14 protein-coding genes are annotated in these 19,427 nt (G+C 35.1%); 13 read left to right on the top strand and 1 reads right to left on the bottom strand.

What is annotated here, in order from left to right:
- The first annotated feature begins 26 nt into the window (after window positions 1-26).
- The 10 genes from FGF67_RS07300 to FGF67_RS07255 all read left to right on the top strand — a co-directional run bounded on the left by FGF67_RS07300 (window position 27) and on the right by FGF67_RS07255 (window position 13,133).
- Window positions 27-1,676, top strand: coding sequence for a sulfatase (locus FGF67_RS07300; protein ID WP_139696258.1), 1,650 nt, complete (start codon window positions 27-29; stop codon window positions 1,674-1,676).
- A 12-nt stretch (window positions 1,677-1,688) separates the two neighbouring features.
- Window positions 1,689-3,185, top strand: a complete 1,497-nt coding sequence (locus FGF67_RS07295; protein WP_139696256.1) for a sulfatase family protein — start codon at window positions 1,689-1,691, stop codon at window positions 3,183-3,185.
- A gap of 12 nt (window positions 3,186-3,197) precedes the next feature.
- A complete protein-coding gene (locus FGF67_RS07290; RefSeq protein ID WP_139696254.1) occupies window positions 3,198-4,616 on the top strand; it encodes a sulfatase in 1,419 nt (472 codons plus the stop codon).
- Between the two features lie 5 nt (window positions 4,617-4,621).
- Window positions 4,622-5,404, top strand: a complete 783-nt coding sequence (locus tag FGF67_RS07285; protein ID WP_139696252.1) for a DUF1961 family protein — start codon at window positions 4,622-4,624, stop codon at window positions 5,402-5,404.
- A gap of 54 nt (window positions 5,405-5,458) precedes the next feature.
- Entirely contained in the window at window positions 5,459-6,529 is a 1,071-nt protein-coding gene (locus tag FGF67_RS07280; protein ID WP_139696250.1) for a sulfatase-like hydrolase/transferase, read from the top strand.
- Window positions 6,530-6,576: 47 nt separating this feature from the next.
- Window positions 6,577-7,569 (top strand): glycosyl hydrolase, encoded by a 993-nt coding sequence (locus FGF67_RS17660; protein ID WP_158293196.1) that lies wholly within the window; start codon window positions 6,577-6,579, stop codon window positions 7,567-7,569.
- A gap of 72 nt (window positions 7,570-7,641) precedes the next feature.
- Window positions 7,642-8,679: a glycosyl hydrolase gene (locus FGF67_RS17655; protein ID WP_158293195.1), complete on the top strand. Its 1,038-nt coding sequence runs from the start codon at window positions 7,642-7,644 to the stop codon at window positions 8,677-8,679.
- A 255-nt stretch (window positions 8,680-8,934) separates the two neighbouring features.
- Complete coding sequence (locus tag FGF67_RS07265) at window positions 8,935-9,444, top strand: glycosylhydrolase-like jelly roll fold domain-containing protein (protein WP_139696244.1); 510 nt, start codon at window positions 8,935-8,937, stop codon at window positions 9,442-9,444.
- Window positions 9,445-9,470: 26 nt separating this feature from the next.
- A complete protein-coding gene (locus FGF67_RS07260) occupies window positions 9,471-11,981 on the top strand; it encodes a heparinase II/III domain-containing protein (RefSeq protein ID WP_139696242.1) in 2,511 nt (836 codons plus the stop codon).
- A 24-nt stretch (window positions 11,982-12,005) separates the two neighbouring features.
- The gene (locus FGF67_RS07255; protein WP_139696239.1) at window positions 12,006-13,133 is read left to right on the top strand and encodes a lactonase family protein; all 1,128 of its coding nucleotides are present in this window, start codon (window positions 12,006-12,008) and stop codon (window positions 13,131-13,133) included.
- Between the two features lie 25 nt (window positions 13,134-13,158).
- Here FGF67_RS07255 and FGF67_RS07250 read toward each other — a convergent pair whose 3' ends face one another.
- Window positions 13,159-14,199 carry a GntR family transcriptional regulator gene (locus FGF67_RS07250; RefSeq protein WP_139696237.1) on the bottom strand — a complete coding sequence of 347 codons (1,041 nt, stop codon included), beginning with the start codon at window positions 14,197-14,199 and terminating at the stop codon, window positions 13,159-13,161.
- Between the two features lie 349 nt (window positions 14,200-14,548).
- On the opposite strand from FGF67_RS07250, the gene FGF67_RS07245 reads away from it, so the two are divergent.
- The 3 genes from FGF67_RS07245 to FGF67_RS07235 all read left to right on the top strand — a co-directional run bounded on the left by FGF67_RS07245 (window position 14,549) and on the right by FGF67_RS07235 (window position 19,414).
- Window positions 14,549-16,654: a bifunctional aldolase/short-chain dehydrogenase gene (locus FGF67_RS07245; RefSeq protein ID WP_199240664.1), complete on the top strand. Its 2,106-nt coding sequence runs from the start codon at window positions 14,549-14,551 to the stop codon at window positions 16,652-16,654.
- 92 nt (window positions 16,655-16,746) lie between these two features.
- Window positions 16,747-18,027, top strand: coding sequence for a sugar isomerase (locus FGF67_RS07240; protein ID WP_139696235.1), 1,281 nt, complete (start codon window positions 16,747-16,749; stop codon window positions 18,025-18,027).
- Between the two features lie 10 nt (window positions 18,028-18,037).
- On the top strand, window positions 18,038-19,414 hold the full coding sequence (locus FGF67_RS07235) for an FGGY-family carbohydrate kinase (protein ID WP_139696233.1): 1,377 nt from the start codon (window positions 18,038-18,040) through the stop codon (window positions 19,412-19,414).
- The last annotated feature ends 13 nt before the right edge of the window (window positions 19,415-19,427 follow it).

Raw genomic sequence — 19,427 nt, 5'->3', positions numbered from 1 at the left:
AATAACATCTTTGTCGTTAAATTAACATGAGAATATTTTCTAAGATTATACTAATTGTATTTTTATTGGTAGCGTTTTTAGCTACCTCTCAATCAGAGATAGATACCAACCAAAAACCCAATATCATTTTTATTATGGCTGATGATTTAGGTTGGACAGATTTAAGTTCGCCTAACACAAGTCTAGGAAATGGGTCAAAGTATTATGAAAGTCCTAACATAGATAAATTGGCAGCGCAAGGTATGTCATTTACTTATGCCTACACGCAACAAAACTGTCAACCTACACGTGCGGCACTTCTTAGTGGGCAATATGCTACAGGTCCTCAAAATGGCGTGTATAATGTGGGGAGTCTAAAAAGAGCTTCAAAAGGAGTTATTACAGCTATTACGCCTCATACTCAAAATAATTATTTGAAGGAACAGTGTATTTCCATGTTTAAAACTATCAAGACTGAGGGCTATCATACGGCATGGTTTGGAAAGTTTCATGCCATAAAAGAGGGTAAGCATGCTGAGAGTTATTTAGGTGTTGACTATAATTTAGCACTTCGGAAAGAAACAAACGCCATTGTAAATGGAGTAAAAGTAAGAAATGAATTTTTTGCACAAAACGATGATGCTAAAGGTTGGATTTTTAGCCATGAAGGATTAAAAAGATTTGCTCAGCCCTACGACACTACTTACATACAAAATGTGCTAAAGCCTATACAAAATGGAAATGATCCTTGGCTATTAGAAGGTACCCCTAAGCACCTTACTGATGCTCTGGGAGATGCGGTTGTAGATTATATAAAAGATCGCTCAAAAGAAGATGCTCCATTTTTTGCTTATATCCCTTTTCACGCTGTACATGTTAGCATACTTCCGCGTCCTGATTTAGAAGCTAAATACAAAGCCAAAACATCTCAAGATTTACGTCATACACGAGCGGATTACGCTGCTTTTGTAGAACTTTTAGATCAAACTGTAGGGCGTATTTTAAATGCACTAGAAGATCCTAATGGAGATGGAAACACAACAGATGGTATTGCCGAAAACACTTTGGTAGTTTTCTATTCAGATAATGGCGGTTTTATGGGACCTACAGATAATACACCATTGCGTTTAAGAAAAGGGACGTATTATGAAGGCGGTGTTCGTGTACCCTTGATTTTTAAATACCCAGGTGTTATCAAACCTAACACTGTAAATACAACCCAAGAAGTTCATGCCATTGATTTTTACCCTACTCTAGCAGAAATTGCAGGGGCCAAATTGCCAAGCCCTGAAACGCATGAAATAGATGGAAAGTCGGTCGTTCCTGTTCTAAAAGAAGAAACAGATGCTCTTGATGATAAAAATGAATTATTTTGGCATTTCCCAGGGTATATGGATGTACGTAACATGCCGCAATCAGTCATTCATTATAGACATGTTAACAATGAGCATTATAAATTATTTTATCGTTATGAAGATGAGTCTTATGAGCTTTATAACCTGACTAATGACATTGGGGAAACCACCAATATTTTAAGCGGAAACCCAAACAAAGAGACACTTGATTTAGCATCAAAAATGAACAATAAACTACGCACATGGCTCATGAAAAGGAATACCCCAACAGGGTCTTGGGCAAAAAATGGAGAAAAAGTAGCTTTTCCATTAAAAGATGGTGTAAAGAAATATAAACATTAAGGCTACAAAGAAATGATTAAAAAACATATAAAATTAACACTTTTAGGGCTTTCAATTCTAGCTTTCGCGTCATGTTTAGGTAATAAGCATACAGATACAAAACACAAGGATTTAGCTAAGGTTGAAAGTGAAACACAGCTCCTAACCAAACCCAATCTAATTTTCTATTTAGCCGACGACCAAGATGTATATGATTACGGTTGTTATGGTAATGAAAAAGTGAACACGGCAGCAGTAGACCGTCTCGCAAAAGAAGGCATGCTTTTTAACAATGCTTTTACAGCACAGGCCATTTGTGCTCCAAGTCGATCTCAACTTTTTACGGGTAAATATCCTTTAAAAAATGGCTGTTTTGCTAATCATACCGCTACAAGACCCAATGTTGAAAGTGTAACTGCGAAAATGAAAAATCTGGGGTATGAAGTGGTTTTAGCAGGTAAAAGTCATGTAAAACCACAAAGTGTATATCAATGGGATAAAGAGTGGGAACCTGTGCCTAAAAAAGACGTGCCTAGAGATTATATTCCCTTAGATAGTATAGAACGTTATTTCAAATCAGCGAAAAAACCATTTTGTATGTTTATCACTTCAAAATACCCACATGGAAAGTATTTTGATGTTGAAAACCCGAAAGCAGAAGATATTAAGTTTTTCCCCTTTAATGAGGATAAAAAAAATGATAAAGACTATGTAAAATCTAAAGCGGGGTATTACCGAAGTATAGAAGAGGATAATACGCAAATAGAAAAGGTTTTACAATTGGTTGATACGTATTTAGATGATAATACCCTATTTATATACAGTGCAGATCATGGGGTTTCAGGTAAATTCACTGTTAAAGATATTGGTTTAAAAGTGCCATTTGTAGCGCGTTGGCCAAAAGTGATTAAGCCTGGGACTACTTCAAATCAACTCATCCATTATACCGATGTTTTGCCAACATTCCTAAATATTGCAGGAGGTAAAGCAGCAGAAGATATGGATGGGACTAGTTTTTTACCTCTATTACAAGGTGATGAAGTGGTGGTAAACAAATATGTATATGGCGTAAGAACCAATCAAAATATTTTGAATTCTGAAGTTTTCCCTTCAAGAATGATTCGTGATAAGCACTATAAATATGTTCGAAATTTTAATTCATTAGAAGTGCTTGAGCAAAATCTAACTGGAAAACCCAATGTAGATTACTTCATTAAACGAGGAGCAAATGCATTTAAAAATGAGCCTCTTGAGGAATTATACGATGTGCAAAATGACCCATTTGAGCAACATAATTTGGCTAACGACCTAGAATTACAATCGGTCAAAGAACAATTAAAAAAGGATTTATTTAAATGGATGAAGTCTCAAGGAGATATTTTAGATGAAACCCCGGGTAATATGCCAATCATAACCCCTAAAGGGAACAAGGGGTTTAAACTAGATCAAGATACGCCTAAACGAAAAATTCCTGATAGCATCAAAAACACACTGTCTTTAGACGATCATAAACTCATTGAACACTGGTAAAAATATCATAACATGAAAAGAATTTTCAAATTAATACTATGTTGTTTCGTCGTTTTTACATCTTGTAAAAATGAAAATAAAAACACCGAAATAGCACAAGAAACTAAACCTAAAAACATATTATTTATTGCCGTGGACGATTTACGTCCTGAATTAAATTTCTACGGCGCTAATCACATTCAATCGCCAAATTTAGATAAACTGGCCAGCGAGAGTTTGGTGTTTAACAGAGCCTATTGTAACGTGCCCGTTTGTGGTGCTTCCAGAGCCAGTTTGCTTACAGGGGCAAGACCAACACGCCATCGTTTTGTTGATGCGAAAACAGAAAAAGACCATGATTACCCAGAGGCCGTATCATTGCCCATGCTTTTAAAACAGAATGGATATAAAACAATATCAACTGGTAAAATATACCATGGTGGTAAAGACGATAATGCTGCTTGGGATTCGAGATGGTTTCCTAAAGGAAATATAAGAGACTATCAATTAACTGAAAGTTCAGAGCAAGCAATAGCAACAGGTTATGGGCCCCCTTTTGAAAATATGGATGTTGAAGATGGTGCTTATTTTGACGGCAAAATTGCTAAAAAAGGGATAGAAGACTTACAAAAACTAAAAGAAGGAAACCAACCATTTTTTCTGGCACTTGGTTTTATGAAACCACATTTACCGTTCAATGCACCCAAAAAGTATTGGGATTTGTACGATAGAAGTAAAATTGAACTTCCTGAAAGCTACGTGCAACCAAAAACGACACCTAAAGAGGCCTTTCATAAGTTTGGCGAACTGCGTAAATATGATAACATCCCGAAAAAAGGTGATGTTCCAGAAGATTTAGCAAAAGAAATGATTCACGGCTATTACGCTTGTGTTAGCTATGTTGATGCGCAAATTGGCTTGGTATTAGATGAATTAAAGCGATTAGAATTAGAAGAAGATACCATCGTCATTCTTTGGGGCGACCATGGTTGGAATTTAGGTGACCATAAATTATGGTGCAAGCACGTCACTTTTGAAACCGCTTTAAGAACACCACTTATCATAAAAGTTCCAGGTAAAACCAGCGGGCAACAAACAGATGCTATAACAGAATACATAGATATTTATCCAAGTTTAGCGGAGTTAGTTGGTTTGGATAGTCCTGAAACCGTTGAAGGACAAAGTTTTGTGCCCATTATAAATGGAGAAACACCAGAAAAGGATTGGGGAGTTTCTAAATTTAGGGATATGGTTACCTTAATAAAAGGCGATTTGTTTTATACGGAATGGGTTAAAGATGATGGTATTGCTTATGCCCGCATGTTGTTTGACCATAAGACCGACCCTTTAGAATTAGATAATTTAGCTGAAAAGCCAGAATACCAAGACACTGTAAATCAACTTGCTGTGGAGCTTAGAGAAAAATGGGGGAAAGATTTCTTAAGTAAATAGTGTTTATGAAGTGGAATGTATTCTTATTGGTATTTTTAGTCCTTGTAGTTTCTTGCAAAACAAACAAGCCTCTTAGCGAAAACAATAGCGATACTCAAGATGATTGGAAATTAGTTTTTCAGGATGATTGTACTGAAGACTGGACAAAACAATGGACTTTAGATGGTTTAGTTGCAACGGTTGAAAATACTCCAGAAGGCATGCATTTTAAAGCAGGTCCTGAAGCCAGAAATGATGCCCACCATGCGGTTTTATGGACGGAGGAATCATTTTCAGGAGATGTGAAAATTGAGTTTGATTACATGAAAACCGATGATGCCAACAAGTATGTAAATATACTTTACGTACAAGCAACTGGAGACGAAGAGGGTGTTTACGAAAAAGATATTTCTGAATGGACGCACTTACGAGAGGTTCCTAAAATGCGAATGTATTTCGAAAATATGAACACGTTTCATATTAGTTTTTCGGCTTTTGGTAATGATGGTGCAGGCTTACACTATGTGCGCGCAAGACGTTATCCCAAACCAAAGGTCAAACCCTTTAATAGCATTGTGGTAGAACCATCGTACGATATGCAAGGTTTATTTGAAAAAGGAAAAATCTATCATATAACGGCCATCAAAACTTCAGAAAAGCTCAGTTTTAAAATGGAGCATCAAAATGAAACACAATATTTTGAATGGGATATTACCAAAGTAGCTCCAATTTCAGAGGGAAGAATAGGGTTACGACACATGTACACACGTACAGCTATTTATAAAAACTTCAAAATCTATATGAAGTAGTGGAATGGAATAATATCTTTTAAAAAATGAATTATTAAGAAAAACTAGGCAAAAATGAGAAGCGTTTTAGGTTTATTACTTATTAGTGTTTTGTTATTGGGTTGTAAACAATCGAAGCAAACAAAACAAATTTCGAATTTGGAATCTGAAGCATTAGAGGAAAATCAGCCTGTAGTGGTGCAGTTTATTATTGATGGTTTAATGAAATATGCCGCGGAAACAGCTATTGCCGCTGGTGCTGAGCATCTGAAATATTTTTCCGAAAATGGGGTCGTTGTAGAAGATGCTTATTCTAACAGTCCTATGGGGCGAGTAAAATTACCAGATGGCTCTGAACCTTGGGGAGGTGCATCGCCACCAAATATTGGTATGCATACAGGAACGCATATTTTTGAAACTCAAGATTTAGATGATATTTTTCTTTCTGCAAGACGGAATGGTATCAAATCAGTGTATGTTGGTGGTCATACTTTGTATGACGTTTTTAAAACACCAGATGTGTATTACGCTGAAATTATGCCAGATGAAAAAGTGGTAGCGTTGGGCATAAAACATATAAAGGAAGATGGTGCAAGATTAGTAAGGTTGCATTTACAGGAAATTAGAAGCTATTGGAAAGGTCCACAAGATAAAACCAACCCAGATTCAGCATATATTAAAGCCATTTTAAATGCGGATGCACAATTAGGGAAATTGATAAATTTCTTAAAGGAGGAAAATTTATGGAAAAACGCGTTTTTTATTATTTCTGCAGATCATGGTATGGGTACATTAACTAAAAGCAATCATCTGCCAGAACAATTATCTTCATGGCAGATTTACATGAATTTTTACGGTCTAGGTGTTAAAAAAGGAACGACTATTCCTTATGCCGAATCTCCGGACGTGGCTATAATGACTAATTATTTTATGGGCTTGCCAGAACTAAAAGGTTACACTTCAAAAGTAAGTTCTTTAAAACAATTGGCTACAACAGGAACTTTTCTTAAAAATATTTTTGAAGGAAATCCTAATGATATTTCACATCCTCAATGGATTAAAAGGTATCTAGATGATAATGCTGGGTCTCCAGCTAATGATTATTTACATTATAGAGAGGGGATGCTAAAATTTATAAATAATTAATTGTCAAACTAAACAAACTCTTTAGTGAGTTGATTAAGATGTATAAAATGAATAAAGTAATATTTTTAAAAAGAGTTTTAATTTTAAGTACAAGTATCTTATTCAGTTGTAATTCTAATAATAAAACCAAAATAGATGCATTTGATATATCAACTCAAGATTTATTCTCAGGTTTTCAAAATCCACCTGCCAAAGCAAGACCATTTGTACGTTGGTGGTGGAATGGCAATAAAATAAAAAAAGAGGAACTAGACAGGCAGCTAGAATCTTTAAAAAATGTTGGTTTTGGTGGTGTTGAAATAAATCCCATTGCTATGCCAGATGCGACTCCAACGGATGAAAAATCTTTGGTTTGGATGAGTGATGAGTGGGTAGACCTTGTAGTGCATGCCTGTAAAAAAACGCAAGACTTAGGTATGATTACCGATATTATTGCAGGAACGGGTTGGCCTTTTGGTGGTGAATTTTTAAATGAAGATGAAACTTGCCAACGCATAGTTACAGATAATATATGGTACAAGACAGGTGATGTTATTGAGATAAGTGAACAGTATTTAATTAATTATTACAAGAATAAATTTAGAAATAGCCGTGACGAGAAACGCAACAGCGAACGCACCATATGGAGCCTATCAGGTGTTTCATTGATCCCTTCTAATTGTATTTCCATAGATCAAATAATTGACCTTGTCGAACACCAGGATGACTCAGGTAGTATTTTATATACCATAAAAGGAGAAGGGAAATATATGCTGTCATATCAATTACTACAACAAGATTTTAGAGATGTTACTTTAGGAGCACCTGGTGGTGCAGGGCCTGTTATAGATCATTATAAAAAGGAAATGACCTTGGCTTATTTAAATAGGATGAAAAAAATTTCAGAACGTTCGGGTACTCCTCTAAATCAATTAATTCGAGCCTTGTTTTGTGATAGTATAGAGGTCTCTGGTGCCAATTGGAGTGATGGGTTTTCAGAATTGTTTTTCAAAACATATGGCTATAAACTTGACCCTTGGATGGCTTTTGTGTTTTACTAAGGTCATCAAGATTATTCGAAAAGTAACTATACCAATAATTTTTCGGAAGAATTCAAAAATCAAATTAAGCGTGTGCGTTTTGATTATAATAAATTATTAGTTGAAACCTTTTTGGATAATTTCACCAGAACTTATAAAACATTTTGTGAAGACAATGGCATTTTGTGTCGCTATCAAGCCTATGGGACTCCATTTTTAATGGGTATGTTAGATGGGTACATGATTCCTGATATACCAGAGAGTAATAACTGGATTTATTCCGCCGAAATGAAAGATTCTACATGGCAATGGAGTCAGTCTCATGGCTACATGACATGGAATTTATACGCCTCAGCAGGAGCGCATTTATCAGGAAAAAAAATTACCAGTTGCGAAACTATGACTAATGTTAGAGGTGTTTTCAAAACCACTTTAGAAGACATTAAACAGCACGATGACATGAATTTTATCACAGGTATTAATCATTCTGTTTTGCATGGTTATAATTATTCGCCTAAAGACGCACCTTTTCCAGGCTGGATTAGATACGGCTCTTATTTTAGTGAGCAAAATACATGGTGGAAACATTTGAGTAGTTGGGTAGATTACAACGCCCGTTTGTCTTATGTATTCCAAAATTCTCAAGCAGATAAATCTATTGCTATTTTAGGACCAACATCAGATCTTTGGGGAGACAAAGGATTAAAGAGAGGACCATTTCATACAGAACCAGAATATTTATACAGAATGTGGGAACCCATAAGTCAGTTAGGATATTCTTGCGATTATATCAATCAAAATGTATTGGCTAATGCTAAAGTTAAAGATGGTGTTTTAATCTATGGCGACATGAATTTTAAACTGCTGGTTTTAGCCAATTTGGAATCAGTAGATATTAAATTAGCCAAAACATTGAAAGATTTTGTGGCTTCTGGTGGTAAGGTTGTTGTTATTGATGGTTTACCAGATAAGTCTTTAGGATATGGCGATTATCAGGCTAACGATGCAGTTATTTCACGAATTATGACTGATATTCAAAGTAATTATACGTCATCAATTATTAGCGTTAATTCACCAAATTCGATTGAGAAATTATTCTCATGGACGGAAGAAGTTTTAAAGAAATCTTAACTCTTACCAGATGTTGAAATTAGTAATCCTAGTAAAAATGTATTTCAAATTCATCAAAACACTTCAAAAGAAATTATTTATTTCTTTACCAATATCAATCGTTACGAGACTTCTAGTTTTAAGGCGAAATTCCCGTTTAAAAATAAATATCCATACCTCTGGAATCCTGAAAATGGTGAGCGTAAGCCTTATTATTTTGAAACATCTTCAAATGAATTAGACATCAGTTTAGAGCCTCTTCAATCATTATTATTAGTGTTCGAAAATGAACAACCAGAGGTGAAATCTGCGGATAAGAAAACCGAGTTGGTGTTTTCAAAAGAAATACAGGCAAATTGGACGGTAGAAGGCAAAAGGGTTGACGGTAAGAACTTTACTTGGAATATGGATGCTTTACAGGATTTTAGTGCATCAAAAGATAAAACGCAAAATACGTTTGCAGGAACTATTATCTATAAGACTAAAATTACAGTTGAAGATGCTATTACACATTTAGATTTAGGTAATGTGAATGAAGGCATTACAGAACTTTACGTAAACGGTAAAAAAGTCGCTAAACGTTGGTATGGAAGAGCGATGTATCCTGTATCTGATGTTCTAGAGGAAGGCGAAAACGCTATTGAAATTCACTATACCACAGTTCTATCAAACTATTGTTTATCTTTAGATATTCCAGCTGTAAACAGATGGACAAATAGATACAAAAATGAGCCATTAACGTCGGTAGGTCTGGAGGGGCCAATTAAACTGATAAAATATGAGTAAAAAGAATTAACAAAATAATACAGCAAATGAAACTATTAAAACAATTAAAAATAACAGGCTGTTATGTGTTATTGGCATTGATTACCATAACTCAGTTTAAGGTATGGTCTCAAGCTCCAGAACGCCCATTTATATTGGTAAAAGCTTCTGAGTGTCAACAAATACTCAATAAAATTGAAACTCAAGAATGGGCGAAAGAAATTTACGATACGTTAAAACTAGCTACAGACGTAGAGGTTGCAAAATTTTACAAAAATCCAACAGCATATATCAAACAATTGCCCTTTGATTGGTCTAAAAAACAGCAAAACCGTTTTCCGACATTTTTTAAAACAACCCATATCAGGAACGGTGTTCAAGAAAATCTGGATAATGCTACCGATGAAGATTGGAAACCTGCCGAACTTTTAATTACATATTTACAAGTAGCTTTAGATTGTGGTACCATGTACTACTTAACTCAAGATGAACAATATGCATTTGTGGCGAGTAGTATTTTATATTCATTTATAAAATCTGTTCAGCAAACTGAAGTCTCTACATGGAGAGGCAGAGGAGGATGGTTATTTCCGTATGATGGCTTTCGGGAAGTACGTGTTATAGGGTATAGATTACCGTTGATTTATGACTTCATCTATCCTTATTTAAAAAAGGAAGGGAAGGCTTTTGATATCATTGAAAATAAAAACGTGAATTTTCCTTTTGAAGATGCTCAGGAAGTGTTTAAGACCTATGCAAACATAACAGTAAATTATGGGCAATCGGGTTCAAATCATAGTGTTTTAGAAGCACCAAGTTTGGTATATAATGCCTTAGCGATGGATGATAAAATGGATCGAGAAAAGTGGTTGTCCTATTTCTTTACTGAAAGTACCGAAAACCAAGATGCCTTAAACGTCATGGTTAAGAATTATAAAGATGAAGGTGATATCTGGCCAGAAACCTCACAATATTTAAACCATACCACATCCATTTTAGCAAGATTGATGTTGGTATTAAATAAATACGATCCGTCCCTGAAATTGGGAGAAAAGCACCCCAATGTGTTACATGCCTTACCACGACTCGATTATTTTGTGTATCCCAATGAGGAAATTGTACGCTGGGGAGATGGACACAGGCATGCGCATGTGCCTTATGAAGCTTATGACGATGCCTATGCCGTGGCTAAGATGGATGGCTTAACCGAAATTCAAAATAAATTTGCACCACTTATCAATAGGGCAATGAACAAAGGGAAATATAAACGAGAAGGGGCTGAGGCATTATTTTGGTACGATGGTAGTTTTGATAATGCATCTACCAATGTAGACTTGTCGCGAACGGATAGAGTGTATCATGCCGGTATTGTTTTACAGCGTAATTTAAGTAACACAAATAACCCCAAAGATGGTTTAATGGGTTTTGTTGGCGGTGCGCACATGGTACATGGGCATGCTGAAGGCATGAATATTGAATTATACGGTGAAGGGCAAGTTTTAGGAGTAGATAACGGCAGAAATCGCTATGGTGTGGACCTTCATGAAAACTACTCCAGAATTTTTGCTGGTCATAATACGGTTATCGTAAACGGGAGTTCTCGAGGTGAAGGCGGATGGGTTGATTTGGAAATTAATAAAATTCAATTGATTTCCATGGAACCCGAAGTTGGGCAGGAAGGAGTGTCTCCTAATCATTCTTTTAGTTTAACGAGTTTTGAAGATGATAAAGGCGATAAGGCCGAAGCCACACAAGAACGCACCTTGGCTTTGATTAGGACATCGCCAACAACAGGCTACTATGTGGATGTATTTCGTTCAAAATCCAGATTGCCAAACGAATATCACGATTATGTGTATCACAATATAGGAGATAAACTCACTTTTGAAAACAAGGATTTAGATTTTCAAAAAACTCCTAAAAGATATATGGCTAACGCTGATGCACCTTGGAAGCGTAATAAAGTTTACAGGCACCCAGGATGGCATTTTTTCAAAGATGTAAAAACTTCAAAACCGTATGCAAGTGATGTAAAAGCCACGTTTCATACAAAAAAATTAGAACAAGGAAATGTTTTTATGCAATTGCATATTCCAGGATTTGAGAATAGAACTTATACCAAAGTAAAAGCACCAATAACATTTGAGTCGCCTGAGCCTTATGATAATTTACCAACACCAACCTTAGTCATTAGAAAAGAAGGTGAGGCCTGGAAAAACCCATTTGTGGTGGTTTTTGAACCCTATAATGAAACAGAAACACCATCCATTCAATCCGTTGCTAAAATTGAGCAGGATGGACTCTATAAAGGTTTGAAGGTTATTAGTAAAACACCTTCTGAATCTTTAATTCAGTATGTGATTACACAATCCAAAGATGAAGTTTTTCAAAATGAAACATTAGATATTTATTTTAAAGGCACTTTTGCAGTAATCACCTTAGATGAAAATGAGACATTGCAAAGTATTTATGTGGGAGAAGGTGAAAAACTATCTTATAAAAATGAGGGTGTTACTACCAATTCATCAAAATCATATTATAAAGAGTACACTAAATAATTCTAATAAGAAACACTATTTAAAATGAAGCAATTACTCGTCTTATTATTAATGATTACTGTTTTTGGTTGTCAAACAAATACTACCGAAACCTTGCTTTTTGTGGGCAGTTATACGGATAAACAACCAGGTGAAGGTATTCATGTTTACCAGTTTAATAACGACACCGGAGAAAGCGTTTTAAAGTTTACTTTGGATAGTATCACGAACACCTCTTTTTTAAAATTATCCGATGACGGCGAATATTTGTATTCGGTTGTAGAAAGTCAAATGCCACACCACGGTAAAGTAGCTTCATTTAAAGTGGATGCCAAAAATCAAAAAATAGAATTACTAAATATGCAAGACTGTGGAGGTCTTAACCCTGTGCATTTGCAAATTGACCACACAGGGAATTATTTAACCAATTCAAATTACTCGGATGGAAGTTTAAGCCTATTTAAAATCAATAAGGATGGAAGTCTTAATGCGCCGAGTCAAGTCCTAAAATTTAAGGATAGCAGTATTATAAAGGGGCGTCAAGATATCTCTCATATGCATTCATCGTACTTTTCACCTGATAATAAGTACTTGTTTGCTCAAGATTTGGGCGCAGATAAGATGAGAAGATTTAGCTTTTCCGATAAGGATAAAGGCAAATTAGAAAATGAAATGGATATTAAAACTAAACAAGGAAGCGGGCCAAGACATTTTGCCTTTCATCCCAATGGAAAATTTGGATATGGCATTGCTGAATTGAGTGGAAAAATAACATCCTTTAGTTATAAGGATGGAAATTTAAATTTTATAGCAGATTACGATTCTTACAAAAATAAACAGGAACTTTATAGAGCTGCAGATATTCATATTTCACAGGATGGTAAATTTTTATACGCTTCAAATCGCGGGCCAGAAGAAGATAGTATTTCTATGTTCTCTATTGATCAAAATAATGGAACCTTGCATTTGGTAGGTCATGAGCCTTCTTATGGTGAACATCCAAGAAACTTTGCTATTAGTCCGTCTGGACGTTTTGTGCTTGTAGCCAATCAGTTTACAAACACTATTACAATTTTTAAAAGAGATAGTCAAACAGGAAAGTTATCAAAATTACCTAAAGAAATAAAGGTTAATAGTCCTTCTAGTATTCAAATGTATACTTACAGACAATAGGTGTATTGAAAAGTAAAACGGGGTATTACAATGATTCTCTTTCAATCAAGTGAAAAGGTACTTTTACTTTACCTCTTGACTTATTTAATATCATATTGGCAGCTGTTTCGCCCATAACCTTAAAATCTGTTGACATTACTGTAATGCCTAATAATTCTTTTAGTGGTGTGTCATTATAAGAAATGATGCCTATATCTTTCCCCAAACGAAACTCGTCTTCTCTAACCTGTTTTACAAGGTTAACCAAATCGGCTTCTTCTATGGTAATAAATAAATCACCTGTTTTTAAAACAATGTCATCATAGACTTCATCCAATATTTCAAAATCAAGTTTATGTTCAACACAAAACTTTCTAAAACCATGCAAAATACGTCTTGGATAAGGATAAACAGAGCGTTCAGGATACACTAAAATGAGTCTTTTGTATGTTTTTATTTTTTTTAAACCGTCATTCAATGCTCCATAAATATCATTTTCAAAATCCTGATATATTTCAATCATGCCACTACCTAAATCCGGCTTAACGTTATCAAGAATAATTAGTTTTTCTTTAGGGATTTGTTTTAAAGCTTTCAAAACTTTATCAGTAAAGCTTATATGATTCAGTTTGTCTGTTTTAAAATGCGGCATGATGATATAGTAGTCATAAGCCGCTTTATTTTTATCAAGCAAGTTTAAAAATAACGTTTCATCACAGTGATAAGTGTTTAAATCTGTATGTGAATTAGCGCCAATGGTATTAATAAAGTGGTTGTATGTTCTAAGCTTATATGAACTTAGTTTATTTACCAAATAGAGTATATTAACTTTTGAAATAAGTTTTGTTCTAGAAATGTAGTAACCTTTACCTCTAATTGCTGTGATAATGTTTCGCTCTTTTAAAATACTGTATGCTTTTTCTACGGTATCTCTAGACAAATAAAATTCTTCACTAAACATATTAATAGAAGGAATTTTTTGGTCCATGGTTAAATTTCCAATCGATATATTATGTATAATTGAATCAATAATCTGTTGGTACTTAGGTACCCTAGAGTTTTCATCAATTTTAATAAGTTTTAGCATGTCCATATCAATTGTTTTAGATTAAAGAAATGTTTTTAATCAAGTAAATCACTAATAATAATTTGAGTTGAAATGTACAAAAATGGCATTAAATACACTAGTATTATGGCTTTCATTTACCCAGAATAAATAAGTATATTAGAGAATGCTTTTAAAAAAGAAGAGCTCATGGCATCATATTGAGTAAATTGATTTTAATAAAAATTTAAAAGTAGAAGTGTTTTACCTATGGAAATATGCCTATTTATGAGTTGATTTTTAACAAATGGAAGTGTTGCAGTATAGTACAGGATAGGAATGTTTTGTTAGTAATCTATTTTTGGAGGTAAATAATATATTAACAACCAACATGGAGAATATCACAAAAAATTTTAAATACGTTGATTATTTATGGGATGAAGCAAAGGCGGCGTCATTTGGGGATAATCAAGTAGAATTATTTTTATATCGTTCAAACATATTAGGGGCCGATTTACGTATAACCAATTACGGAGGGGGTAACACCAGTTGTAAGACTATAGAGAAAGATCCTCTAACTAATGAGGATGTTGAGGTCATGTGGGTAAAAGGATCTGGAGGTGATATAGGCACGCTAACGCGTTCTGGAATTGCTGGACTTTATACAGGTAGACTACGTGATTTAAAAAATGTATACCAAGGGTTACATGATGAAGACAGAATGGTAGGTCTGTTCAATCACTGTATTTATGATTTAGATAGTAAAGCGCCATCCATTGACACGCCGTTACACGGCTTATTACCATTTGCACATATAGATCACTTGCATCCAGATGCATTAATAGCGGTTGCTGCCGCCAAGGATAGTGAAAAAGTAACCAAAGAGATTTGGGGCGATACTATGGGCTGGGTACCTTGGCAAAAACCAGGATTTGATTTAGGGCTTCAGTTAGAAAAATGCTTGGCTGATAATCCAGGGATTAGAGGAATAGTTTTAGGAAGTCATGGGTTATTCACATGGGGAGATACCTCATACGAGTGTTATATGAATAGTTTAGAGGTTATAGAAATGGCTTCTGAATATATTGAGAAAAAATTAAAAGAGCAAGGCGAGGTTTTTGGTGGACAAAAAGTAGAGAGTTTACCAAAAGAAGCACGTTTAGAAAAAGCGGCGCAATTGATGCCACTGCTTAGAGGTTTATGTTCTTCTGAAAATAGAATGATTGGTCATTTTTCAGATACAGAAGTTGTGATGGAATACATCAATAGCAATGATTTAGAGCGATTAGCACCAATGGGGACTTCATGTCCAGATCATTTCTTGAGAACAAAAATACAACCCTTAGTATTAGAGTTGGATAAAAACGAAGATTTATCAGATTCAGCCGCCATACTTAAAAAATTAGAGCCTGCATTTGAAGCTTACCGTCAAGAGTATGCCGATTATTATAATACGTGTAAAAAAGACAATAGTCCAGCCATTCGTGATGCCAATCCGGTAATTATTATTTACCCAGGCGTAGGGATGTTCAGTTTTGCAAAAAACAAACAAACCACACGTGTAGCTAGTGAGTTTTACATCAATGCTATTAATGTAATGCGCGGTGCAGAGGCGATAACTGAATACACCTCACTACCAAGACAAGAAGCATTTGATATTGAGTATTGGTTATTAGAAGAGGCTAAGTTACAACGTATGCCAAAAGAAAAACCATTATCTCGCAAAGTAGCCTTAGTTACTGGAGCTGGTGGAGGTATTGGAAAAGCCATAGCAGATAAATTAGCAGCAGAAGGGGCTAACGTGGTACTCACCGATATAAATGAAGAGGCACTAAAAGAAGCAAATGGGACTTACGCAAGAGACGTATCAACTTATGCCATTTGTGATGTAACTAGTGTAGATTCCATAGCCAGCGCATATAAGAAGGCAGTGCTTGAATTTGGAGGTGTAGATATTGTTGTGCATAGTGCAGGATTAGCTATTTCAAAACCACTAGAAGATACTACGGATAAAGACTGGAATATTTTACAAAACATATTGGTAAAAGGGCAGTTTGATTTGGCTAAACAATTTGCAGCCATAGCGCGTCAACAAGGTCTTGGAGGAAATTATATTGCCATAGCTAGTAAAAATGGACTAGTGGCTGGACCAAACAATGTTGCATACGGAACAGCAAAAGCTGCTCAGCAACATATGGTACGTTTGTTAGCGGCAGAGTTAGCAAAAGATAAAGTAAGAGTCAATACAGTAAATCCAGATGGTGTAATTGTAGGCAGTAAAATATGGGAAGGTGCTTGGGCTGAAGGTCGTGCAAAAGCCAACGGCATCACCGTTGAAGAATTACCCGCATTTTATGCCAAACGTAATTTATTACATGAAATCATTACTCCTGATGATATTGCTAACGGCGTATTCTCATTAGTAGGAATTTTAGATAAATCAACAGGAAATATAATAAATGTTGATGGCGGCATGGCCAACGCATTTGTAAGATAATATAAAGTTTAGTTTAGTTTAGTTGAGAGAAACTTCCATAGATTCGTTTAGAGGTTTATGGGAGTTTATTTCTTTAAAAGCATTAGTTTAAGATGAAGATTCAAAAAGAGCAAGTAGTTGATTTTAACAAGAAAGAAATTGACAGTCACAATGAGAGCTTTGACTTTTTAGCCAACAAGCTTAGTAAAAATGGACACGATGTAAACAGCATTGTTTCTAAATTAGCAGAATTCCAAGTAGCCATTCCTAGTTGGGCATTAGGTGCTGGTGGAACGCGTTTTGGGCGATTTGGTTTCTATGGCGAGCCATCCAATTTAGAAGAAAAAATTGATGATATTGGCGTATTACATAGCTTAACACAAACCGCAGGAGCAGTATCATTACACATTCCATGGGATATTCCTTCAGATTATGCGGCGATAAAGGAAAAGGCAGATGCTTTAGGTATTAAGTTTGATGCGGTAAACTCAAATACGTTTCAAGATCAAAAAGATGCCGCCGAGACTTACAAGTATGGTTCATTAAGCAATTTAAGCCAAGCGGTAAGAGAGCAAGCCATTCAACATAATTTAGATGTTATAAAAATAGGCGATAAGTTAGGTTCAAAAGCGTTGACGGTATGGTTGGCAGATGGCTCTTGTTTTCCAGGTCAAAATAACTTCCAAACGGCTTTTCAAAACACACAAAACAGTTTAATTGATATTTATAAAGGCTTACCAGATGATTGGTCTATGTTAGTAGAGTACAAGCCTTACGAGCCCAATTTTTACAGTACTGTTATCCAAGATTGGGGGGCTTCATTAATGTTGGCCAATGGTTGTGGTGATAAAGCCTACACGCTGGTAGATTTAGGACATCATTTACCAAATTCAAATATAGAGCAAATCGTTTCTATCTTACAATTAAAAGGTAAGTTAGGCGGATTCCACTTCAACGATAGTAAATATGGTGATGATGATTTAACCGTAGGAAGTATTAAGCCCTATGCTTTATTCTTAATCTTTAACGAGTTGGTATATGGTATGGAAAACAATCCACAAAATCCAGATTTAGCATGGATGATTGATGCGAGTCACAACGTAAAAGATCCTTTAGAAGATTTAATTCAGTCTTTAGAAGCCATCCAAGAAGCTTATGCAAAGGCGCTTTTAATTGACCAAAAAGCATTAAAAGTAGCACAATTAGATAATGATGTTGTAAAATGTCAAGAAATCTTGCAAGGCGCTTACAGAACAGATGTAAGACCATTATTAGAAAAAGCAAGATTAAACGCAGGGGGAGTGCTAAGCCCAATTAATGCGTATAGAAGTTTAGATGTACGCGGACAATTAATCAAAGAACGTGGTAAACACACTGTAGCAACAGGCTTATAATCTGTGCGATATGAAAACAAATGTAACCGCGGTTTTTGATATAGGAAAAACCAACAAAAAGTTTTTCTTATTTGATAAAAACTTTAAAGAAGTACACAAAGAGTATATCTCGTTTGATGAGATTGTAGATGAAGATGGTTTTCCCACCGAGAATCTTCCAGCTTTACAAGAATGGCTAAAAGGGGTATTTGATCGTATTTTAGAAGCCAAAGAATTTAATGTTAAAGCCATTAATTTTTCAACTTACGGCGCTAGTTTTGTGCATATTGATGAAAATGGTAAGCCATTAACACCGCTTTACAACTATTTAAAGCCACTTGATCAAAACATCATAGATGACTTTTTTATGAAGTATGGTCCAAAAGAAGCGTTTTTAAAAACAACAGGTTGTGCTGATTTGAGTATGCTTAATTCTGGCTTGCAATTGTACTGGTTAAAGCACAAGCAACCAGAGGTCTTTAAGAAGATTAAATACTCCTTGCACTTACCACAATATTTAAGTTATGTGTTTGCGGGAATTCCTTTAAGTGAATATACCAGTATAGGATGTCATACAGCCTTGTGGGACTATAATAAAAAGGATTACCATCCTTGGGTTTATAAGGAGGGATTAGATCAAATATTACCACCAATCGTATCAACAGAAACCAGTATCAATATGAATTATAATGGTAAGCGCATCAAAATAGGTGTGGGTATACATGATAGTTCAGCGGCACTTCTACCATATGTAAGAAGTATTCGTAAAAAGTTTGTATTGGTATCAACAGGTACCTGGAGTATTGTATTTAATCCGTTTACACAAAACCCTATTGCCTCAGCGGATGATGACGGAGATACCATAAACTACATGCGTATCAATGGGAAACCCGTAAAAGCTACACGATTGTTTTTAGGAAACGAATACAAAGTTCAGGTAGCCAAGTTAGATAATTATTATGGTGTTAATGATGAGTATCACAGAACTGTAAAGTTTGATTATGGTATTTATAAAGACATCATTACCAACTTTAAGTATTGTTACAATTGGGAAGGTTTAAAGGATGACAACATGCCCGATACCACACAAATGCCCTATGATACTTATGAGTATGCCTACCATCAATTAATGCATGAGTTGGTATTGTTACAAATTAAATCTATTGAACAAGCAGTTGGTACAGATGACATCTCTAGAATTTATGTAGATGGTGGTTTTAGCAATAATGATGTATTTATCAAACTATTATCACATAGTTTTAGAAGTAAAAAGCTGAGTACAACCGATGCTTCATTAGGTTCAGCATTAGGGGCTGCCATTTCGATATCTGACACCAAATTAAATTCTAAGTTTTTAAAGAAGAATTACGCTTTAAAAAAACACGTGCCTTTTATTATAGGCGGGTAAAACAGTAAATACA

Source organism: Allotamlana fucoidanivorans (assembly GCF_006265225.1).
Lineage (GTDB): Bacteria > Bacteroidota > Bacteroidia > Flavobacteriales > Flavobacteriaceae > Allotamlana > Allotamlana fucoidanivorans.
This window is presented reverse-complemented; position numbering and strand designations above follow the sequence as displayed.